Origin of the sequence: Pseudanabaena sp. SR411 (assembly GCF_002251945.1) — a bacterium.
Taxonomy (GTDB): domain Bacteria; phylum Cyanobacteriota; class Cyanobacteriia; order Pseudanabaenales; family Pseudanabaenaceae; genus Pseudanabaena.
This window is the reverse complement of record NZ_NDHW01000109.1, coordinates 1-19388: the sequence shown is the minus strand read 5'-3', so window position 1 is coordinate 19388 and position 19388 is coordinate 1. Positions and strand designations below refer to the sequence as shown.

General features: G+C 41.9%; 25 protein-coding genes, 1 tRNA gene and 2 pseudogenes. 13 read left to right on the top strand and 15 right to left on the bottom strand.

Annotated elements, in window-relative coordinates; genetic code table 11:
* The 3 genes and pseudogenes from B9G53_RS11220 to B9G53_RS11210 all read right to left on the bottom strand — a co-directional run.
* Positions 1-1119, bottom strand: a pseudogene (locus B9G53_RS11220) (hypothetical protein); the annotation flags it as partial.
* Between the two features lie 399 nt (positions 1120-1518).
* Entirely contained in the window at positions 1519-1740 is a 222-nt protein-coding gene (locus B9G53_RS11215) for a Calvin cycle protein CP12 (protein WP_094532186.1), read from the bottom strand.
* Between the two features lie 94 nt (positions 1741-1834).
* Positions 1835-2731: a 4-hydroxybenzoate solanesyltransferase gene (locus B9G53_RS11210; RefSeq protein WP_094532184.1), complete on the bottom strand. Its 897-nt coding sequence runs from the start codon at positions 2729-2731 to the stop codon at positions 1835-1837.
* Between the two features lie 248 nt (positions 2732-2979).
* Here B9G53_RS11210 and B9G53_RS11205 point away from each other — a divergent pair, with 248 nt between their 5' ends.
* Both B9G53_RS11205 and B9G53_RS11200 read left to right on the top strand, forming a co-directional pair.
* A complete protein-coding gene (locus tag B9G53_RS11205) occupies positions 2980-3468 on the top strand; it encodes a hypothetical protein (protein WP_094532182.1) in 489 nt (162 codons plus the stop codon).
* 58 nt (positions 3469-3526) lie between these two features.
* Positions 3527-3599: transfer RNA gene (locus B9G53_RS11200), tRNA-Ala, on the top strand.
* Positions 3600-3635: 36 nt separating this feature from the next.
* Here B9G53_RS11200 and hisC read toward each other — a convergent pair.
* Positions 3636-4685: a histidinol-phosphate transaminase gene (hisC, locus tag B9G53_RS11195; protein ID WP_094532180.1), complete on the bottom strand. Its 1050-nt coding sequence runs from the start codon at positions 4683-4685 to the stop codon at positions 3636-3638.
* Positions 4686-4811: 126 nt separating this feature from the next.
* Entirely contained in the window at positions 4812-5741 is a 930-nt protein-coding gene (locus tag B9G53_RS11190) for a LysR family transcriptional regulator (protein ID WP_094532178.1), read from the bottom strand.
* Between the two features lie 19 nt (positions 5742-5760).
* Between B9G53_RS11190 and B9G53_RS11185 the strand changes: the two genes are divergently transcribed.
* The 6 genes from B9G53_RS11185 (at position 5761) to B9G53_RS11160 (ending at position 9732) form a co-directional block, all read left to right on the top strand.
* On the top strand, positions 5761-6876 hold the full coding sequence (locus B9G53_RS11185; RefSeq protein WP_094532176.1) for a hypothetical protein: 1116 nt from the start codon (positions 5761-5763) through the stop codon (positions 6874-6876).
* A gap of 120 nt (positions 6877-6996) precedes the next feature.
* Entirely contained in the window at positions 6997-7491 is a 495-nt protein-coding gene (locus tag B9G53_RS11180) for a 2Fe-2S iron-sulfur cluster-binding protein (RefSeq protein ID WP_094532174.1), read from the top strand.
* 133 nt (positions 7492-7624) lie between these two features.
* Positions 7625-8305 carry a V4R domain-containing protein gene (locus B9G53_RS11175; protein WP_094532172.1) on the top strand — a complete coding sequence of 227 codons (681 nt, stop codon included), beginning with the start codon at positions 7625-7627 and terminating at the stop codon, positions 8303-8305.
* Entirely contained in the window at positions 8302-8586 is a 285-nt protein-coding gene (locus B9G53_RS11170; protein WP_094532170.1) for a hypothetical protein, read from the top strand. The genes B9G53_RS11175 and B9G53_RS11170 overlap by 4 nt, the downstream gene beginning before the upstream one ends.
* Positions 8587-8601: 15 nt before the next feature.
* Positions 8602-9063 carry a hypothetical protein gene (locus B9G53_RS11165; RefSeq protein WP_254923630.1) on the top strand — a complete coding sequence of 154 codons (462 nt, stop codon included), beginning with the start codon at positions 8602-8604 and terminating at the stop codon, positions 9061-9063.
* A 12-nt stretch (positions 9064-9075) separates the two neighbouring features.
* Entirely contained in the window at positions 9076-9732 is a 657-nt protein-coding gene (locus B9G53_RS11160; protein WP_094532168.1) for a V4R domain-containing protein, read from the top strand.
* A 51-nt stretch (positions 9733-9783) separates the two neighbouring features.
* Here B9G53_RS11160 and B9G53_RS11155 read toward each other — a convergent pair whose 3' ends face one another.
* The 5 genes from B9G53_RS11155 to B9G53_RS11140 all read right to left on the bottom strand — a co-directional run bounded on the left by B9G53_RS11155 (position 9784) and on the right by B9G53_RS11140 (position 12197).
* Positions 9784-10266, bottom strand: coding sequence for a PAM68 family protein (locus B9G53_RS11155; protein ID WP_094532166.1), 483 nt, complete (start codon positions 10264-10266; stop codon positions 9784-9786).
* 74 nt (positions 10267-10340) lie between these two features.
* Positions 10341-10610, bottom strand: coding sequence for a 30S ribosomal protein S15 (rpsO, locus tag B9G53_RS11150; protein ID WP_094532188.1), 270 nt, complete (start codon positions 10608-10610; stop codon positions 10341-10343).
* Positions 10611-10959: 349 nt separating this feature from the next.
* Entirely contained in the window at positions 10960-11085 is a 126-nt protein-coding gene (locus B9G53_RS28475; protein WP_094532164.1) for a hypothetical protein, read from the bottom strand.
* Positions 11086-11326: 241 nt separating this feature from the next.
* Positions 11327-11494: a hypothetical protein gene (locus B9G53_RS28010; protein WP_217901560.1), complete on the bottom strand. Its 168-nt coding sequence runs from the start codon at positions 11492-11494 to the stop codon at positions 11327-11329.
* On the bottom strand, positions 11478-12197 hold the full coding sequence (locus B9G53_RS11140; protein WP_094532162.1) for a LuxR C-terminal-related transcriptional regulator: 720 nt from the start codon (positions 12195-12197) through the stop codon (positions 11478-11480). The genes B9G53_RS28010 and B9G53_RS11140 overlap by 17 nt, the downstream gene beginning before the upstream one ends.
* Positions 12198-12759: 562 nt before the next feature.
* Between B9G53_RS11140 and B9G53_RS11135 the strand changes: the two genes are divergently transcribed.
* The 3 genes from B9G53_RS11135 to B9G53_RS11125 are packed head-to-tail and all read left to right on the top strand — an operon-like array spanning position 12760 to position 14108.
* Positions 12760-13182 (top strand): hypothetical protein, encoded by a 423-nt coding sequence (locus B9G53_RS11135; RefSeq protein ID WP_094532160.1) that lies wholly within the window; start codon positions 12760-12762, stop codon positions 13180-13182.
* Entirely contained in the window at positions 13163-13525 is a 363-nt protein-coding gene (locus tag B9G53_RS11130) for a YtxH domain-containing protein (protein ID WP_176453180.1), read from the top strand. The genes B9G53_RS11135 and B9G53_RS11130 overlap by 20 nt, the downstream gene beginning before the upstream one ends.
* 43 nt (positions 13526-13568) lie before the next feature.
* Complete coding sequence (locus B9G53_RS11125; protein ID WP_094532156.1) at positions 13569-14108, top strand: DUF948 domain-containing protein; 540 nt, start codon at positions 13569-13571, stop codon at positions 14106-14108.
* Positions 14109-14141: 33 nt separating this feature from the next.
* On the opposite strand, the gene B9G53_RS11120 is transcribed toward B9G53_RS11125, so the two are convergent.
* Positions 14142-14561, bottom strand: coding sequence for a Fur family transcriptional regulator (locus tag B9G53_RS11120; RefSeq protein WP_094532154.1), 420 nt, complete (start codon positions 14559-14561; stop codon positions 14142-14144).
* A gap of 271 nt (positions 14562-14832) precedes the next feature.
* Here B9G53_RS11120 and B9G53_RS11115 point away from each other — a divergent pair, with 271 nt between their 5' ends.
* Positions 14833-15405: a peroxiredoxin gene (locus B9G53_RS11115; RefSeq protein ID WP_094532152.1), complete on the top strand. Its 573-nt coding sequence runs from the start codon at positions 14833-14835 to the stop codon at positions 15403-15405.
* Positions 15406-15474: 69 nt separating this feature from the next.
* Positions 15475-16473, top strand: a complete 999-nt coding sequence (locus B9G53_RS11110; protein WP_094532150.1) for an NAD(P)/FAD-dependent oxidoreductase — start codon at positions 15475-15477, stop codon at positions 16471-16473.
* A gap of 32 nt (positions 16474-16505) precedes the next feature.
* Here the strand turns inward: B9G53_RS11110 and upp are convergent, their stop codons facing one another.
* From upp to B9G53_RS27340, 4 genes and pseudogenes are all read right to left on the bottom strand, one after another.
* Positions 16506-17159, bottom strand: a complete 654-nt coding sequence (gene upp / locus B9G53_RS11105; RefSeq protein WP_094532148.1) for a uracil phosphoribosyltransferase — start codon at positions 17157-17159, stop codon at positions 16506-16508.
* A gap of 100 nt (positions 17160-17259) precedes the next feature.
* Positions 17260-17826, bottom strand: coding sequence for a hypothetical protein (locus B9G53_RS11100; RefSeq protein WP_094532146.1), 567 nt, complete (start codon positions 17824-17826; stop codon positions 17260-17262).
* Entirely contained in the window at positions 17823-18905 is a 1083-nt protein-coding gene (locus B9G53_RS11095) for a cell wall metabolism sensor histidine kinase WalK (RefSeq protein ID WP_094532144.1), read from the bottom strand. Before B9G53_RS11095 ends, B9G53_RS11100 begins: the two co-directional genes overlap by 4 nt.
* Positions 18906-19129: 224 nt before the next feature.
* A pseudogene (locus tag B9G53_RS27340) lies at positions 19130-19388 on the bottom strand (IS630 family transposase); the annotation flags it as partial.

Here is a 19388-nt window from a genome sequence, read left to right as displayed (position 1 = left end):
AGAGTTTTCAGTTATATCATTAATGATTTGCACGGGTTGAGAACTTAAGCGTGATGGCTCTAGAAAATCATCAAACAAAGAATTTGCGGTAATTGAATCTCCATTATTATTTAGGCTAGATTCTGGAATTGACTGATTCTCTTCAAACCTTGGTGATGATGTTTCTGGAAAATCATCAAATAAAGAACTTGCTGTAGCTGTTGCCAAGTTGGATTCTGAGTCTAGATTCTCTATTGAATTGGTAGAATGATCTGGAGGAATTTCTGGACTAGCGCTAGCTAAATCTAGCTCTGGTTCGTTATCAGTAATAGGCTCAGGCTTGCTTTCTGCCAAGTCCAAGGTGATGCCTTGGTGTGGGACTTCTGGCTCATCTTGATCTTGGACAAGATCCGCAGGTTCTAAAAAGATCTTAGTAACTAGACGGATTTTGGCTTTTTGCCATTGTTGACCGGGTTGCAATATCGATAGATTTGTAATTACTTGATCGCCATGCTGATCAGTCTTACTAGATTCGGCGATCGTATCAAGCAAGCTTCGTAAATTAGGATTAGAAGCCACCGCCGCAAATAAAAAACTTGGCTGGCTTATTACCTGAATTAATTCTGTGAGTGTAGTCAAGCAACGCACAGTACCCACCTGCTCATCGGTAAAGCGCACAATAATATCTTGATATTCTTGGAGGTTCTGCTGAATTTGAGACAACTTCTGCACGAGGATGACTCCTTTGGGATTACTGACAAGATCCATATTTTGAACCTGCTCGACGTTAGTATCCTTGGCAATCTGTGGCTTTGGTAATGATTGTTTGGGTTCGTCGCCTAGATCATGCTCTAGATCAATTTCATGTTGCCAAGCTAAGTAGTGATTATCAGAGCGGTAGGTCAAAATTTTGACACGCTTGATTTGCTTGACCTGTAAAACGATCATACCCCGATGAATAATTGTTACAACCGCTTTTTGATTCGGTACTTGGGTTGCTTGTAAGGAAATTTTAAGACATTGGGCTTCTAGCTCAGCTTCTGCATGAATGCCTTTAGATGCTAGCGATCGATTGATCAAAGCCGCGATCGCATGGGGATCGCCTTGCTTTGCCAAGTCCATAACGCTTAGTTGTGTCATACCCTATTCCCAATTAGCTACAAATTTCTCTAGCAACTATAGATGTCCCACATCAATACAATTCTCTCATTGAAAATTGCCATATTTCCAGAGTGTTTTGCTACTTTACAGGTGCTTAAACTAAGTTAAGGCTCTGCGATTAAATAAATAACTTGATTTTTAGTGTCGCGGCTTCACCATGTTACTAAAAATCAGTTCTTTCTTTAATCATGCGTCCCTTACTCTAAATGTAACTGACAATCTTGTAAATTTGCGTGCTTAGAGACAAATTTTAGTGTTTCATATCAAACATGGAAAAGGGGGCGCAAAGCGCCCCCCTTTTTTTAATAAAGGACTAAAACCTTTGGTGTACGCGCAGCGTAGGGCAAAGGTTTTAGTTACTTATCAAGTTTTTAGCAATTAATCTTCGTAAAGGCGACACTCAGCAGCATCAGGATTATCGTCACAATAAACTTCGAGGGAATTTTTACCCTTTGATTGCTTTTGATGTGACGACTCAGCTTGGAGTTCTTCAACTGCATCCCATGCAGCTGCACATTCTTTGGAACCAGTACCGCTAACTTCGCAGGTTTCTCTGGCTTGTTGTACTTCTTCTAGGATTTTCTCTTTGATATTACTCATGTATTTTTTCTACTATCTATAACTTAGATACTAACAGACTGAGGCTAGCTAGACATCATGCATCAGGAGTATGAGACTGTGTAGTTAAGCTCTCTTAGCCGATGCTTAAAGCTGATGGTAGCATTCCCGCTAGGATAATAAAGCCGATCCAGACGTTTTGACCAAAGGCTTTTTGATATAACTCGCTAGGAATTTCAGCTTGATTTAGTCTATTGCATTGCCATATCCATACTACTCCTGCCGTCAAGCAGGCAAAGTAGTGTGCGTAACCAAGTTGGATCTCCCAACCTAACCAAACCAAGCATCCAAGGGCGATCGCTAAAAATATGGCGATCGCAAATGTTACATATCTTCCAAAAAAGAGGGCGCTAGACTTAACCCCAACCTTAAGGTCATCCTCGCGATCGCTCATAGCATAAATTGTGTCAAAACCCATTGTCCAAGCAATCACGGCTATCCATAGTTCCCAAGCATGGCGATCAAGTCCACCAGTAACTGCACTCCAAGGAATCAGTACTGCAAAACCCCAAGCGATCGATAAAACCAGTTGTGGTACTGGGAAAAAGCGCTTGCAAGCAGGATAAATGGCGATCACAGGTACGGCGGCAAAGCATAACCCAAAACTAAGGGGGCTGAGGTAGGTTGACAATAAAAACGCACATAGTCCCGCAACTAATAAAACTGCGATTCCCACTTGGATCGACAAAGAGCGATCAGCTAGAGGGCGATTTTTAGTGCGATCGACTTGCGGATCAATATCACGATCCCAGAGATCATTAATTACACAGCCTGCGGCGCTAGTGGCTAAGCTGCCAAGGATCACCACACCCAATAAATCAAGGGGCGGTAATTGGTGTTGAGTTTTGGCTGCTGCTACTGTTGCCCACAGCGCAGGCAACATCAAAATTAATCTTCCTGCGGGTTTGTGCCAACGCAAAAGACGCACGATCTTTTGAAATGTTGATTCGTTGTTGGTGAAGCTCGTGGTCATAGTGAATGCATGTCAAGTCTTTGGGATTAACTATAGCAATTTCTCCCGATCAGAATGAAGGCGCATTGCGCCTTCATCTTAATGTGGATCATTCCAGTAAGGGGTTTTAAAAGACAAAATGGCTATGCCATTTTGTCTTTTGGTATTAGGCTAAGTAGCTGATTACAAAGGTTTTCAGTATCGTTACAGTAATGTTTGGGCAACGAGCATCTCTGCACTTGCTAATTGCAAAAGTATGAGGTTTTGAGATGCGTTTAATTAAATCTATTTTCCAAAAATCCTTGACGACCGCACTGCTAGGTTTGTCTCTGTCGGTATGTTCTGGAATAAATGTAAACAAGGCGATCGCGGGGGAGTTAACTACTGGCTTAACCGATGAACTAATCAATGACCAAACCTGTGAAGGTACTGGGGGAATTCTTGCCTATGCAGAGACTAAGGATTACGCTCTCTATATTTGTGCTGATGCTAAAGATATTTCTCAACCTCGGTATTATCGCAGTGTGAATAAAAATGGTACTAAGGGGGTAACAGTTACTGCAAAAACTTACAATCCTAACCAAGGAAATTATTTTGAATTTCATAATGGTGATTATGTATATATGATCCAGATCCCATCTGAAAATATTAAAAATCCTGTGCTAATGGTTGAGTTTCCCGATGGCTCAGGATACGAGCAGAAGATCACGCGCTTTTTGATGAACGATGAAGCGCGATCGCCAATATCTAACAAGTAAAAAAGGCGGCGCATTGCGCCGCCTTTTTTATCAAATATGCTAGTATATATAGCCTGTTGGGGAATTAGCTCAGTTGGTAGAGTGCTGCGATCGCACCGCAGAGGTCAGGGGTTCGAGCCTCCTATTCTCCATTTTTATAGACAACGGTTAATTGTGTTTACAATCACTTAACCAATTAACGTCAATAGATCAATTAGAGCTTGATTTTGTTCATCAGTACCAACGGTAATGCGAAGCTTATCAGCTAGCCCTGCTTGGTTGAAATAGCGGACTAAAATGCCAGATTCTTTGAGCTTTAAATAGATCTCTTCAGCGTTACCTTTTGGTGGAGTGGCAAGCACAAAATTACCCTGTGACTCTAGAACTGTATAGTCGAGATTTTTGAGATCTAAAGTAAGTTTAGTTCTTGAAATTTTGACTTTTTCAGCATTCGTATTTTTGTATTCTTGATCGCGCATCGCCGCAGTACCCACAGCGATTGCTACGGCATCAATGTTATAGCTATCCTTAACCTTAAATAATCCTGATAGCAGCTTGGGATTTGCAATACCAAAACCTAGACGCAACCCTGCGAGAGAATAACCTTTGGACAAAGTGCGTAATACGATTACATTGCCAAATTCTTGCACCAAGGGCAAAGCCGAGTATTCCGCAAAATCGACATAGGCTTCATCGATCGCCACAATACCTGAAACTCTTTTTGCCAATTGACGTAAATCATCAAGCGGTACGATGTGTCCCGACGGACTATTGGGCGAAGCAATAAAAGTTACTGCGCCATTGGCAGCTACGAGTTGCTCAATCGGCAATTGAAAATTTTTACCATAGGGAACTTCAACCATTTCCGCTGGCTGCATCGCTGCCAAAGTGCGGTAAAGCACATAGGTAGGCATGGGGTAGACCACCTTGCGATCGCATTCTTCAGCACAAGCCCTGATCAAAATATTTAAAACATCATCACTGCCATTACCCACAATTACCCAATCCGTAGGCACACCAAGAGCATCACTTACTGCTTGACAAAACTCATGGGCGAAAGGGTCAGGATAACGCCGCAAAGAATCACCATCAATATTTTGCAAAGCTGCGATCGCCTTGGGCGATGGAGGATAGGGATTCTCGTTAGTGTTGAGTTTAATAACTTTGATTCCAGTCTTCGGCTGTTCCCCAGGTACATAGCCAGTCATTGCATCAATAGCGGGGCGGAAATAGCTCATGGTGAGAAGTAAAAAGGTAAAAGGTAAAAGTAAAAATTTAGGCTAGGTTTCTCATTGTATCGCGATCGCCATAGAGCCTAAAAAGTAAAAGAGCCTAAAAGGTAAAAGGGGCATGAAGAAGCCATTTTACTGAGTCTTTTCCCGAAATATTGGTAAGACTTCATTACAAAACGCTTCCGTTGCCTTTGACCGATAACGATTAGGATTACGAATTTGTAATAACATGCGCTTGATTACGACTCCATCAATACGGACTTGCTGCAAAGCACCCATTTGCAACTCTTTTTCGATCGCTGTTATCGACAAAAATGCTGCTCCTAAACCAGCCTGTACTGCATTTTTGATTGCCTCAATTGAATTTAACTCCATAGCGATCGTTAGCTGACGTGGATCAACACTACTATCGAGTAGCACTCGATCAATCGCTTTACGAATAGTTGATTGCGAATCAAGGGTGATAAATTGCAACTTATATAACTCTTCAATCGGCAATGCTCCTACCTGAGCAAGGGGATGTGAAGTTGGTAGAATTAGCGCTAGTTCATCTTCGGCATAGGGTGTAATCTCTAAAGAGTCTAGTAAATCCGCAGGAATTTCGCCGCCAATTATCGCCAAATCCACCTGTCCATTGGCAACACTCCAAGCCGTTCGCCTTGTAGAATGAACATGGAGTTGAACCGAGACTTCTGGATATTTCTTGCGAAATAAGCCGATCATTTGCGGCATTAGGTAAGTTCCAGTAGTTTGACTAGCACCTATAATTAGAGTCCCACCATTTAAATTTTGTAAATCATCAATGGCGCGACAAGTTTCTTGGCAAAGACTTAAAATGCGATCGCCATAGGAAAGTAGCAACTGCCCGGCCTCCGTCAACTGTGCTCTTCTGCCCCCGCGATCAAACAATGGCACATCTAGCTGTCGCTCTAGGTGCTGGACTTGCAAACTAACGGCGGGTTGGGACACATAAAGACTATCGGCGGCGCGTTTGAAGCTACCCTCAGCAGCGATCGCCTTGAGAATGCGTAATTGGTCTAGGGTGAACGGTATGTCGATCATAGAAGCAGCGTGAGAAAAGATGAGTCGGGAGGTTATTCAAGATTTTTTGCATTTAGCAGGAGTTGTGGGGATTGCCCTCACAAACCGCCGTATGCGTCCTTATTTCTATGGACTGGATGCCGTATTAGATCGGACAAAGCAAGCCTTAGGTCAAGGAGTACTGCAAGTTGTTGAGAATGTACCAGAAGGATTTGAATCCTTTGAGTTTCACTTTGCTGGTCATGTTGTTTTTATTTACAAGTTAACGCATGGGCTAGTACTACTAGTACTTACAGATAATGACCTTAAAGTGGTTGACTATAAACGGGGTATTGCCAAAATCAAGTATTTGATTGAAACAGATACATACAACACAGTCGCATACTTTAAGCTCTTATTAGGATCAGTAACTCAGCATTCTTTACCAAGCGCAAATTGGAAGTCCAATGTGGCTACTGCAAATACTCAAGCAATAGGTCAAGAGCCATCAACAACACAGAGTTTTACTAGCCCCGTTGCTCCTACCAAGTCAGAGGACATTGCGGCTACTACATCCCTTAGCTCAGGCAACGCAAGATCTCAACCTGACAAACAACCAAATGCGATCCCCAGTACAAGAGCAAGTACGACTGCAAGCAATACAAACTTGAGAGCTAGCTCAACTGTAAGCAATACAGTACAGACTCAATCAAACACAAATAAACCCAAAACACCTCCTACATCTGCTGCCACATCTTCTATCTCAACACCTACGAATAGGGCTGTAGCTAACAATAACCCTGCAAAAGTTACTGATAGTCCTACTAAGCCAGTATCAGCGAAAACTGACCCGCAAGAGTATAAGTTAGATGAACTTTTATCTGCCTTAAATAAACTAAGTCACTTCACAACCCAATATTTAGGTAAAGTCGTAGTTACAAATTATTGGAAATCTACTCGTCCGACTTCATCTTGGTTAGCCGAATTTGAAGTTGATCGCAGTGGGCAAATATCACATCCAAAACAAACAGCGATCGCCTGTACACCAGAGCAACTTCAACAAATTCAAGCATGGGTATCTGCTTATATAAAACGTTGCAAACAAGTAATTCGTAATTTCGATCAAATGCTAGAACAAGACTGTCTTAGCGATCGGCAGAGACAAATCCTACTCTAATGCGATGCTTTGCATCGCATTAGAGTAAGCAATTTGGCGGGAACTACTCTACGCATACACCTTAAATAAGCTAAACTGATCTTTAATATTAAGGGGAACAATTGTAGAGGCAAGCTAATAATGGCTAAGCGTGTAAGAATTGAGCCTATTGCCCAAGTAGCAGATATTGCAACGAATGGTGCATTACTGTCTGGCTTAATGGGAGACGAGCTGAGTATTTTAAAAGAATGTGGTGGTCGTGGCATGTGTGCGACTTGCCATGTCTATATCCAAGATGGTATGTCTTCGCTTAGCCCGATGGGTAAACGAGAGCAGCGCACCTTAGAGGTCATCACTACTTGCAAACCTAACTCTAGACTTGCTTGTCAAGCTAAAGTTATGGGCGAGGGCATTGTCGTTGAACTACCAGTCGGTATGTATGTTCAATCAATTCAAGATATCGAAGCTTTAATTGGACGACGTTGCGAAAAACCATTGCTTAGCCCAATTACTGGTCAGACATTAGTTGAAGTTGGACAATTAATTACGAGATCGGTTGTTCGTCAACTAGAAAATACCAATTTCAGTGTTGGTGAACAATTGGCAAACACGAAAAGAGCCGATGTCTTTGAGTAGAAAATTAGACCAATAGCCTAGATCAATAGCTGGATTAAAGCCAAAAGCCAGTTTTTAATCTATATAATTATCAGTTGCTTATTCTCAAGACTAGCGTTGAATTCAATAATTTTTTGGATAGGAGTATTTACTTATGACCGTTGCTGTAGATCGTCCAAATAGCTCAACCAGAGCAAAAAGAAAAAATAATCACTATAGTCTGCAAGATTTTTTTCAACCTGATCTTGAGAAAGGCATCATTACAGACTGGAATGGCTCCAGAAATATTCTTACCAGTGAAGATTTTATCATTGGGTTACAGGAAGGATTAGAAGATGAAGTTGGAGAAGCTTCGGCTGCTGTCATGTATTCGATTGGTTGCGAGTGGGGGTTGCAAGATGCATTATTTTTTACAAAATGGTTTGAGCGTGATTTTGGTCGGAGTATTCGTCAAACTAATTTGCCTTTCTTGCTAGAAACTTGGTGGTGGCCATTTACATCACAGGGTTGGGGACGCTGGCAGGTAGATATGAGCGATCGCAAACAAGGCTTTATGTTTATTAGTGTGTTTGACTCGGCTGTAGCTCGAAGCCTTGGTGACGTTGGCAAACCCGTTTGTCACCTATATGCAGGTTTATTTTCAGGTTTCTTTACGCACTTAGTTAATAAAGAGCTTGAGTGCATTGAGATTCAATGCTATTCAATGGGCGAAAACTACTGTAAATTCCTGCTCGGCGGCAAAAATCGCATTGATGCCGCTTCTTTCTGGCTCAACGAAGGAGCGACAACTCGTGACATCGAAGGTCGTTTGCGAAATGGAGAATTTCTGAAATGAGTAGTTCAGATTGGCGTTTGCAGCCATTACGCAGTTTTTGGCAGAGTGTAAATTGGGAAAATCGAGCGATCGCCCCTGTATCAACCAATAACACCAATGGTAAAGGCGCTCCCACATTAAGCTTTTTAATGTCCGTTAGAGAATATTTTCGGGCAATTTCTTGGACAGGGATTCCTGAAATTGCAGCTACAACAGCAGAATTCAAGCCTAGTAGTAACCCTATTGATGAAAGTAATGAAACCCTTGAAGACTTTCTTGACGATATTTCTAAATTCTTCTAAAGCGATACCAGAACTATGATAATGCCGCAGATTCAAGAACTAATTAACCAAGCACAAGATCGCTATCTGGCGACCGATGAGCTAGGACTAATGGAAAGTTACATTAGTTCATTGCCCGATCGCCTAAAACTTTATAAACTAATTCGCGATCGTGAAATTGACCTTTTGCAGGCTGTCGCTGACCAAGTCCCTGCCGAGTTGCCAAGTATAACCGATGCAGATTTGGAAACTGGGATTAAAAATTTAATCCTTGTGTTGCGCTATAGCTCGATGGCGATGCTACTCAATGATGAAAATTTTTTAAAGCAAAGATTGCTTAATTGGTTGGAAGGGGTCATGTCTATGCGTGATATGCGTCGTCTCAATGAAACTCTCTACAAACTGCTCAACCAAGGATTACGTCAACAGTTCAGCCCCTCGCAACTTGCCCTGATCCAGCCTTTGATTACTGCTGCCCAAGTCACGCTCATCTACTAGAGACAAACCACTATGATTTCTGTCGCCGATCTGATCAAGGAAAATCGCATCCCTTCTAACTTTTTTGACTATAACTCCTATGTCAAAGGTGATCTAGAAATTGGACTGCTAGAAAATCGACGTGGCGATCGCTTGATCGCAGTTCCAGAAACATTAATCTCGTCACTTTATGCAGGGCTAGCCAAAGAAACTGGTCAAGCATCAAGATTAGTTCTGTTTAATTGTGGCAAGTGGTGGGGAAAAAACTTCTATACCCGCTTTACCGAATCGCTTGAAGAATATTATTCACAGTCACTTGCCGAAATGGATATGATTACCTTCATTCAAAGTTTAAAGGAATGTTGGCAAACCCATGGCTGGGGAAAATTTGAATTCGACCCTCAATATCAAGCCCAAGGTTTTATTCTAATTAAAACCTACAACTCTCCCTACGTGCGCGCTATAACTGGCAACACATTACCGACAGGCTATTTAGAGGCGGGGATTCTTACTTCGTTCTTCACACGCTTAACAGGTCGGGAATTATTAGCAGTCCAAACAACCTGCGAGTCGTTAGGTGCTACTGGTAATACCTATATCATTGGCTTACCCGAAAGACTCCAAATCGTTGATTCATTTCTTGCCGAAGGTTTAACCCACGAGACGATTTTGCAACGAGTACTTAAATAAAAAAGAGACTCGCTAAGCGAGTCTCTTTTTTATTTTAATTTTACTTTGTTTTTATTTTTTATTAGTTTTGACTATTTGTTTCTGGGCTTTCCAAGCTTCAGATAAGTAGCCAAAATTTTTCTTGAATTCTGCGCTGCCCCACCAGCTACCAACCCGTCCTTCATCCCAAGACGCAGAGATAGCTCCGTAGCTGAGTCCCACAACTCCAATTCCTAGAAACAACATACTAAGTAAAACAACTGCTGAAGTTGGTAAATCAAGTATGTGTCTGCTAACTAGAAAGTAACTAACAATAAATGTGGTTAGCCCCAAACCTGTGGGAATACCACAGAACAGAGCAGCACGTCGAATTATGCGACGATTCACCTCATCAGGTATGCCTAGAGAATCACCACGTTTGACATTTGATGAGGTGGTAACACTACTTTTATTCGCAACTATAGGAGGAGTAGGTTGAGGCTTCTTAGCCTCTTTTACTTTTTTATTGCGGTTATTTGGCTCAAAAGGAATACGTTCTGTGGTTGGTTTACTCACTGTTGCTCCTTAACTTTAGCTTCTTTTTTTCACTCTTTGACAGTGTGAAGCAAGTCTTCCTTAGACTTTGAAGTTTAGCCTCTTACACCTAGACTTTGGATTAGTTGTTTGTAATGAGCGCGATCTTGACTACGAACATAGGCGAGTAAGCGCTTACGTTGACCAATGATCTTGAGCAAACTACGGCGAGATGAGAAATCTTTAGGGTGTAGCTTGAGGTGTGTAGTCAACTGGGTGACACGCTCGGTCAATAATGCAACTTGAACATCTGAGGAGCCAGTGTCTGTAGGGTGCTTTTGATATTCGGAGAAGATTTCTAGTTTGCGTTCTTGCAAAAGTGCCATGATAAAAACTTTAAACGTGTTTTGAGGTGTACGTGACATAAACCCGACACTAAATGCCAAATTGTTGGATTTAGGCTTTACAGTGCGAGCTTCCCAACCTCACGGTTGGGCATTCCTAGTTGTTCCCATTGCTGGAATTTCGCCACTTATCTAAAAAATTAAATGCTTAACTTTTAGACAGATCGACTGCATAGGCGGTTTCCGTTTCTCAGTAGTCTCTGAGTACAATGTATGGCGATCGCCATATTTCCTGAAGGTGTTAGCTTTTAGACATTCTAGCCTAACATATTGACCGCATATTTTTATACACAAACAAAAAATAAGGCGGCGCATCGCGCCGCCTTATTTTTTAATGAGCCGAGCCATTACCATGATATTTATCGGTGTCGTAAAAGCCGTTACGAGTGCCGAAGAACAAACAACTGACTGTAAACAAGATGGTCAAGATTGGCAGAATTACTTTGAGATCGAGCATGTTTTAATGGGTTTGGATAAAATAACGCTGATTTATATATTCTAGACATAAAAAAAGCTCAAGAAGTTAACCTGAAAGAGCTTTCTTAATATTTAGTACCAAAACATAAAATAGTGTAGCCATCTTATGTTTTTAAAATCATTACAGGGATATCGTTTGTAATTCACAAAAGTTTCGCTACACTTTTGTGAATTGATATAATTCCTATTTTGAGCAAAGGGTAACAAGGCCGCAATTCTCATTATAAAAATCGTTTTTTTTTGAAAGTCCGCCGTTGGTGGACTTTCAAAAAACCGATTTTGGTGTTTCCAGCGCCGAAGGCGCTGGAAACACCAAAATCGGTTTCATAATGAGAATGGTGGTAACAAGGAGCCGCTACCCTTCCCTCAGGTTTAATTACTGCTGCCATCGGTGTTATCGGTACTGTCACTACTGGTAGGTCGATAACTTTGCTCAAAGGCATAGCGCACAATCTGTGAGCGATTCTCCAGATTCAGCTTAGTCATAATGCTGCTAAGGTGAGTCTGCACCGTCCTTGGACTGATTTGTAAACGTTTGCCAATTTCTTTATTCGTAAAGCCTTGGACAACTTGCCAAAAAACTCGCTCTTCGGAAGGAGTAAGCGTAGTGCGAGAAACAGGAGCCGTGGGCTGCTGAAATAGGCGCATATGCTCAGTAGTAGGGCGATGAGGTTCGCGTTTATGTGGCGAGAAGAAATCTATATCTGTTTTGCCGATGGTCATGCGATCGCCACTTTTCAACAAAATGGGAAAGGTGATCCTTTGTCCACGCATGAAGGAACCATTGCGACTGCCAAAATCAACTAGGTAGAAGCTGCCAGACTCGTTATTAGTATTACGAGTCTTGGGATCTCCTTTCATAGAGGATTCAAAGCCATCATTTTTGGACGCTCCCACGATTTGCAATGTGGCGTGATAGCGTGAAACCCATTTATCTGTTAATACAATTGAGTTGTCGTAACCCCTCCCAATTGTCCAGAAATCTGCGTTTATAAGTGGAATCATTTGCTGCCCCTCATCTGCATGAACGATCAGGTAGGGGTGTGGGTGTAGAAGTGTCACTGAACTATTAGACAACTTTGTTGTGTGCATCTCAATCAATTGCCAATATAACTTATTTATATATTGTGAGACGAGTTTAATAAATTTTGAGTTCCTTTTTTGGATTCATGGCTTTTGCTGACATATTCTGTCACCATGCTTTTCTAGCGTTAATTTTTAGCATTCACTTTATGGTTATTAAGCATAATTAAAAAACAGAGTCCAAACATGTGGCTCACACTGAGTGTATGCCAAATGTTTGGGGGGATATATTTAATTAAGCCTAGCTACTTAATTGCTATTCGCTTTCCACCTAAGAATTGTCTGTGCGATGCTTAGGTGGGGAACGAGTATAATCACTCAGTAAGAAAAGTTCTTTCTGTACGGGTAAGAATGCAAAAAATGAAGCATATGTTACCTTCTCCCGATATTACAAATTTTAAAAATCAGCAATTCTTACTATGAAAACAATTTTAGGGTTTTCAGTGCCGCAGGCACTGAAAACCCTAAAATTGTTTTTGATCGAAGTCAGCCGAAAACTAACTTTGATCAAAAACAATTTTTATAATGAGAATTGTTGCTTAAAAATTCTACGAGTTCTTGTTAAAAAACAATGATTTGGATTGCGATCGCCTTACAGTTAATACTTAGCGTAGGACTGCTATGTGCTTCATGGCAGGTCTGGATGTTTCGCAATGCACTCCAATCTACTGTAAAGACTGTAGATGGCTGGACAGAAGCTTGTGAAAATGGCTTACAGGGATCTACACCTGGGCTTGAAGTTGCGCGTGGTGGAGTTGGTATAGTGCGCGAGCAATACCAAGTACTACACAGTCAGCTAGAAAAAATTCGCAAATTACTGTCTGTACTTGCGCGTGGTGTATCCTTTTTAGGGAGTCGTTGGCAACAGTCGCGAAAAGGAGCATCAAAAGGTGCGTCAAACTCTCTAAATAACAAACCAAACGGCAAGTCAAACAAAAGGTCGTCAGCCAGCAAGTCGTCAGGGAGTAATCATAATGTCAAGCGGCGCAGGTAAATTTTTCGGTGGATTGATTGTGGGTACTGCGATCGGCGCGGCAGTAGGTGTTTTATTTGCACCAAGATCAGGCAAAGAAACTCGTCAAGTGTTGAAGCGATCGGCTCAAGATTTACCCCAACTAGCCGAAGAGTTAGGATCTAATGTGCAGTATCAGGCCGATCGCTTTACTGAGCAAGCGCAACGCACTATCGACGAAGCACTAGTCCGTTTACAGGAGGCGATCGCCACAGGACAAGAGGCTAGTCGTAGGCTCCAAGAAGAATTAGCAATAACAATGGGTGGTTCTTCATCAAGTAGTTCAATCATTGAAGATGAAAACTCTATTGTCGATGAAGAATAAGCCCTTACACCAGTCTTTAAAGAGTAAGCACCTATAGGAAATTATGTCAGAAGCGATCTTTCTGCTAGGTTTGTCATTTTTATTGGTAGTCGTTTGTCTGACGATTCTTTTGCTAACGGCTATCCCTGCTTTTCAGGAATTGGCAAAAGCTGCCAATAGTATTATTCGCTTGGCTGACACCTTAACGCGGGAGTTGCCAGCAACACTCGAAGCAATTCGGATGACAGGGCTGGAACTAAGTGAGCTAAGCGACGAACTCAATCAAGGTGCTAAAAATGCTGGTGAGGCTGTGAAGCAAGTAAATGATGGAATTAAAGGGGTACGCCAAGGGGCTTCTAATGCGACCATCGCTACCAAAAGTGCCTTTGCTGGCTTTAAAGCTGGTTTAAAATCCCTTGGTCGTCCCCGCCGTAAGAAGCGATCGCCTTCAGAGTTGTATCAAGAAAATTTACGCTCTAGTAATCTCCCTGCTGGAGATTTAGATGAAAGTGAAGAAGATACGTTTAATCAAGAACGACTAGTTACGCCTGATGAAATGCGATCTGAGGGTTTTATGGGAGATTTGACACCAGAAGAAGATTAAAAAAGGATTGAGGGTAACTCCTCAATCCTTTTTTTAGCTTTGGCAGCGATCGCAAACACCACTGACAGTGACTTCATAGCTATTGACCTTTAAACCTGAACGGACTTGCTGAAAGCCTAAGCCCTCAAAGGCATTCCACACGATATCCTCAATCTCACCGCAGCAACTACACCGGAAATGATGATGCGGCTCCACATTTGCATCATAGCGACAAACCCCCTGCTCTAGTAATACTTCTCGTACTAACCCCGCATCACGCAAAGTCTGAAGTGAAAGATAAACCGTGGCCTGAGAAGAAGTTGGCGCATTTTGATTGAGATCGCTCAAGATCTGCTCAGCAGTAGGATGATCTTGGCGATCGAGTAAATTTGCATAGACAGCAAAGCGCTGAGGAGTAACCCGTAGCCCCTTAGATTTCAAGATTTGTACAACTCGATCTGCTTGCTTCTGCATATAAACTTTCTCCTGATTCTCGCCGAAAATTTCCTGTTTAAGTCCTTGCGGACTAACTTTGCAGTTTTGAAAATTTAGCGATCGACTTTTAAAAAATTTTCTAAGTAACTAGCATGTTTAGTTACTTGGATCGCTACTATATCATCTCTACCTAGGAATCACAAATTTATTAAACTTTTTATAAGAATAAAGTAATTATGGCTATTGACTAATTTGTAAATAAGAATTATTCTTAAATCTGTTCAGATAAGTATCAAATCCAAAGAAAAATATGGCAGCTATCGAAACCGTACCAAACGTTGTTTTTAAGACTCGTGTACGCGATGAGTCCGTAGAAGGACCTAACCCTTATCGTTGGGAAGACAAAACTACTCAAGATCTATTTGCTGGTAAGAAAGTAGTAGTTTTCTCCCTACCTGGTGCATTCACTCCTACCTGCTCATCTAACCACTTGCCTCGCTATGAAGAACTTTATGAAGAGTTCAAGGGATTAGGTGTTGATGCAGTTATCTGTGTATCTGTTAACGATGCTTTCGTTATGTTCAAATGGGGCAAAGAAGTCGGTGCTAAGAATGTATTCTTGTTGCCCGACGGTGCTGGCGAATTTACTCGCAAGATGGGAATGCTAGTCGATAAGTCTAATATTGGCTTTGGACTTCGCTCTTGGCGCTATTCAATGTTGGTTAATGATTGCAAAATTGAAAAGATCTTTGTAGAACCCGGTTTCTCTGATAACTGTCCTACCGATCCTTTTGAAGTTTCTGATGCTGACACAATGTTGGCTTATCTCAAAGGTGCTGAGTCTACAGGTGTATCTGCACCACGTTTAGCATTTGTTGGCTAATTTTTAAGAATAGCTATTCTCACATTAAGAGAATAGCTATTCTTGCGTACTTAATTTAAAGGGGTGGCTATGAAACTTTCTAGCAAAAATCTAAATGAACGCCTTGATACGCTCTATGATGCGATCGTTGTGGGCGGCGGTATGGGTGGGCTATCGGCGGCGATCTATTTAGCTCGCTATGGGCTTAAATGCTTAGTGATCGAAAAAGGTAAAGGGCGATCGCTATGGATGCAAGATTTGCGTAACTATGTTGGACTCGATCCGCACACCCCCGGACGCGACATTTTAAATCATGGAACGAAAACATCTTTGGAGTGGGGAGCCGATCATCTCCGTGGTTATGTAGAAGAAGTAACCGATGAAGGAGAAACTTTTGCGGTGAAAGTAAAAGTCGGTAAGACTAATAGTATTTATCCTATATTTCGCAGTAAGTATGTGATTGCCGCTTCGGGAATCATGGACAATTTGCCGCAATTGGAAGACATGCAGAATGTCTATGATTATGCAGGCTATACACTACATGTCTGCATGATTTGTGATGGCTATGACATGTGGGATCAAAAGGCAGTTTTGATTGCAAATACAGAAGGGCAAATTGGTGCAGCCTTTGTCTTAAATTGGTTTACGCCCTATATTTCTGTGCTGACCCATGGGTTATGTACAGTTAGTGACACCATGAAACAAAAATTAGCGGAACATGGTTATCCCTTGTATGAAGCCCCGATCGCCAAATTTCACGGAGAAAATCACAAACTGAGTGGCGTGGAACTAACCGATGGCACAATTGTGGAAGCGACAACAGGTCTAGTTGGTATGGGTTCCGTCTACCATAACCATTACCTTAAAGGCATTGAAGGACTGGAATGGGACGGGCAGAATTTAGTTACGAATGAAATGGCAAAGACCAGCCATGATCGCATATTTGCGCTTGGTGACCTAAAGAAAGGATTGAATCAGGTGTCGATTGCTGTTGCTGATGGGACTGTGGCGGCAACCCAAATCTGGAGAAATATTCGTCGAGCCAGTCCACCTCGTAAATGGGAAGACAATATTAAAGTTCCAGTTTAACGAAAAGACCTCGCTATGCGAGGTCTTTTCATTTACTCAGTTCCAAAGGAGCGATCGCCTGCATCTCCTAATCCGGGGACAATCCATCCTTTCTCATTCACAACTTCATCAATGCAACCTGAATAAATTTGGACATCAGGAAATTGTTGATTGATTAGTTGCAGTGCTGGAGGAGCGCAGAGCGCATTAATAATCCGAATCAAGGAAGCATCGGCTCCTCTCTCAGTTAACATTTTCAGGGTAGTAATAATCGAGCCGCCCGTAGCCATCATCGGCTCGACGATGAAAATGCGTGTCTGCGGTTCAAATCTCTCTGGTAAACGATTGAGATAACAACTAGCCTCAAGGGTTTCTTCATTCCGCACTAACCCAAGATGGTAAATATTTGCTGTGGGCAATAGGTTTTGACAACCTTCGAGCATGGATAACCCTGCGCGTAAAATGGGGACAAAGGCTAAAGGAATGGAACCATCGATCAATTGTCCTGATGCAGTTGCTAAGGGAGTTTCGACATTTACTTCTTGTACAGGTAAAAATTCACGAACTGCCTCATAGGTTAGCCATTTACCCATCTCAATCATCGCAGTCCGAAATAGGGGAACTGGAGTATGTTTCTCCCGTGCGATCGTGAGCCAATGCCGAATAATGGGATGGGGTGGAACATATACACGCAGTTGGGAAGCCATTGATTTGCTCTAGTAAAACTACTACAGAGGGTACGTAATCCTGTCTGTAGTAACATCCTACAGCCCTTTGGATACCACAACACAAGGTACGTCGCATTTTCTAGCTAGTTGAATCGTAAATTTGATCTTGTTGATTTTCTTCAATATCAGGCGGAGGATCGATCTCTGGAGTCAAGGCTCTAACATGAGGTAATGATGCACCTGCTAAACCTTTAGCAATGCGGGCTGGTGAATAGTCAAGCGTGACAAAGAGAGGATAATGATATTCACCGCGATCGCTAATAATACTGCGATGCTTCCAAGGTAATAGCCAATAATATTCTTCCCCAAGCGTGACTTCCACTTGTCGCCAACGTTTTAATAGAGCGGAATAGTCTTCATTAGGACGATGGATAAACACAAAAATTTCTTGACCAGTTTTGACTTTCCAGTCAGGGTCACACATGATCAAAGCAAGATCACATTCCAACTGCATGTGGCTTTGGGTCAAGTTGGGGCTAGTAAGCTGTACAACTGGGAATGGAATTGAGATCAAGCTATCGCTAGGACGGCGTAAGCTAGGAATTAGCTCAAAATAAGGACGATATTCACGCAAGAGGGCGATCGCTTCGAGTGGGTTACTGCAATGACTGAGGAGCGTATCATAATGAAGTTGAAGGTTGCTCATGACGTAATGGTTGGCAAATGCACAAAGAATGTGGAACCTTGTTGAGAGTCTAGGTTAGGAGATTTGACTAAGATTTTGCCATTATGGGCATTGATAATATAGTGCGATAGATATAAACCTAAGCCACTACCTTGTTTTTGATGGTTGCCTTGGCGGAACCTTTGGAACAAAAATGGTTGCTCATCTGATGAAATCCCTGCACCCGTATCTGCGATCGCAATAACTACCTCGGATTCCTCTAATTTTAAGCTAACATGAACGTTGCCAGATTCGGTAAATTTAAGGGCATTACCAATCAAATTATTAAATACGCGCAGTAGTTCTAGGCGATCGCCTTTGACCGCGACGATATCATCAAGATCAGCCGTAAGTTCTAAATTTTTAGAAATAGCGATCGGCTTCAGTTCTTGCACAACTTGATTAAGCAATTCTTTCAAGTCTAACGGTTGCAAATTAATTGTCTTACTACCCGATTCATAACGGTAGACATCTAAAAGCTTATTGACCATCTCCAGCAAATTATGATTGCTGCGCCCCATGATGGTTAATGCTTCACGAATTTCTGGCGATATCTCTCCCAATACCCCATCTTGCAGCAGTCCCAACATCCGATCCGCCGCCACTAGGGGTGTCCTTAGATCATGGGTTAGGCGTGAGACAAAATCCTGTCTTTGGCGATCAATGCGATCACGCTCCGCAATACTATGTTTTAAACGTAGCAGCGATCGCACCCTTGCTAATAGTTCATCAGCCTCAATCGGCTTACGAATAAATTCATCTGCACCAAGATCTAAGCCTTTGACCGCATTAGCGCGATCGTAAGCTGTAATTAGCAAAATCGGAATAAATGGCAAATCCTTCATTGCCCTGATACGGCGAGTCACCTCATAGCCATCCATCAGGGGCATCATCACATCCAGCAAAACCAAGTCTGGTGGCTCTGACTCAATAATCTTCAAAGCGTCATGACCATTTGATGATGTGATGATCTCGTATCCCTCGTCTTCGAGAATTGTGCGAACAAGAAATAGGTTGTCTGGCACATCATCAACAATTAGTAAACGGTCAAGAGATTTCATTCAAACGCTCAAGCAAAACAGGATATCTACTATAGATGTTGTCATGAAACCGCAATCAATGCAGTCATCCTGATGATAGAAATATGGTCATCTCCCCTTACAAAATTTATGGTTGGCGCAAAGCGTCATCTGTAATTTATGGTTTTTACAGCGAATTCTGATCAAACCCGCCACAAGCCTAGTAATCTAAAAGCATTACCAACATTAAAATAATATAGCAAATTTCAGTCTAGTGAGGTACAGTAGCAAGAATGAGTAAACCAAGATTGAAAATCTGAAGTAGAAAGACTATTAAAAGCATCTTCAAGAGATTTGAGTAAATCAGGATAGTTTCTCGCGCCAATAGAACGCAGAATACTCTTAAATCTTTGACCAACAATTCTCAATTGGTGAAAGTCTGGAGAGTAAGGAGGTAGATAGATTAGGGTGACTCCTGATACCGCAATCAAAGCTTCGATATTTTCTCCCTTGTGAATAGAACAA

What these genes read in the sequence shown, in the direction of transcription:
- B9G53_RS11175 (WP_094532172.1), top strand. Translation starts at nt 7,625, where the DNA reads ATGACCGTTGCTGTAGATCGTCCAAATAGCTCAACCAGAGCAAAAAGA.
- B9G53_RS11190 (WP_094532178.1), bottom strand. Translation starts at nt 5,741, where the DNA reads ATGATCGACATACCGTTCACCCTAGACCAATTACGCATTCTCAAGGCG.
- B9G53_RS11125 (WP_094532156.1), top strand. Translation starts at nt 13,569, where the DNA reads ATGTCAGAAGCGATCTTTCTGCTAGGTTTGTCATTTTTATTGGTAGTC.
- B9G53_RS11205 (WP_094532182.1), top strand. Translation starts at nt 2,980, where the DNA reads ATGCGTTTAATTAAATCTATTTTCCAAAAATCCTTGACGACCGCACTG.
- rpsO (WP_094532188.1), bottom strand. Translation starts at nt 10,610, where the DNA reads ATGGCACTTTTGCAAGAACGCAAACTAGAAATCTTCTCCGAATATCAA.
- B9G53_RS11165 (WP_254923630.1), top strand. Translation starts at nt 8,602, where the DNA reads ATGATAATGCCGCAGATTCAAGAACTAATTAACCAAGCACAAGATCGC.
- B9G53_RS28010 (WP_217901560.1), bottom strand. Translation starts at nt 11,494, where the DNA reads ATGGCAGCAGTAATTAAACCTGAGGGAAGGGTAGCGGCTCCTTGTTAC.
- B9G53_RS11100 (WP_094532146.1), bottom strand. Translation starts at nt 17,826, where the DNA reads ATGAGCAACCTTCAACTTCATTATGATACGCTCCTCAGTCATTGCAGT.
- B9G53_RS28475 (WP_094532164.1), bottom strand. Translation starts at nt 11,085, where the DNA reads ATGCTCGATCTCAAAGTAATTCTGCCAATCTTGACCATCTTGTTTACA.
- B9G53_RS11130 (WP_176453180.1), top strand. Translation starts at nt 13,163, where the DNA reads ATGTCAAGCGGCGCAGGTAAATTTTTCGGTGGATTGATTGTGGGTACT.
- B9G53_RS11140 (WP_094532162.1), bottom strand. Translation starts at nt 12,197, where the DNA reads ATGCACACAACAAAGTTGTCTAATAGTTCAGTGACACTTCTACACCCA.
- B9G53_RS11160 (WP_094532168.1), top strand. Translation starts at nt 9,076, where the DNA reads ATGATTTCTGTCGCCGATCTGATCAAGGAAAATCGCATCCCTTCTAAC.
- B9G53_RS11110 (WP_094532150.1), top strand. Translation starts at nt 15,475, where the DNA reads ATGAAACTTTCTAGCAAAAATCTAAATGAACGCCTTGATACGCTCTAT.
- B9G53_RS11210 (WP_094532184.1), bottom strand. Translation starts at nt 2,731, where the DNA reads ATGACCACGAGCTTCACCAACAACGAATCAACATTTCAAAAGATCGTG.
- B9G53_RS11180 (WP_094532174.1), top strand. Translation starts at nt 6,997, where the DNA reads ATGGCTAAGCGTGTAAGAATTGAGCCTATTGCCCAAGTAGCAGATATT.
- B9G53_RS11095 (WP_094532144.1), bottom strand. Translation starts at nt 18,905, where the DNA reads ATGAAATCTCTTGACCGTTTACTAATTGTTGATGATGTGCCAGACAAC.
- B9G53_RS11215 (WP_094532186.1), bottom strand. Translation starts at nt 1,740, where the DNA reads ATGAGTAATATCAAAGAGAAAATCCTAGAAGAAGTACAACAAGCCAGA.
- B9G53_RS11170 (WP_094532170.1), top strand. Translation starts at nt 8,302, where the DNA reads ATGAGTAGTTCAGATTGGCGTTTGCAGCCATTACGCAGTTTTTGGCAG.
- B9G53_RS11135 (WP_094532160.1), top strand. Translation starts at nt 12,760, where the DNA reads ATGATTTGGATTGCGATCGCCTTACAGTTAATACTTAGCGTAGGACTG.
- B9G53_RS11185 (WP_094532176.1), top strand. Translation starts at nt 5,761, where the DNA reads ATGAGTCGGGAGGTTATTCAAGATTTTTTGCATTTAGCAGGAGTTGTG.
- B9G53_RS11120 (WP_094532154.1), bottom strand. Translation starts at nt 14,561, where the DNA reads ATGCAGAAGCAAGCAGATCGAGTTGTACAAATCTTGAAATCTAAGGGG.
- hisC (WP_094532180.1), bottom strand. Translation starts at nt 4,685, where the DNA reads ATGAGCTATTTCCGCCCCGCTATTGATGCAATGACTGGCTATGTACCT.
- upp (WP_094532148.1), bottom strand. Translation starts at nt 17,159, where the DNA reads ATGGCTTCCCAACTGCGTGTATATGTTCCACCCCATCCCATTATTCGG.
- B9G53_RS11115 (WP_094532152.1), top strand. Translation starts at nt 14,833, where the DNA reads ATGGCAGCTATCGAAACCGTACCAAACGTTGTTTTTAAGACTCGTGTA.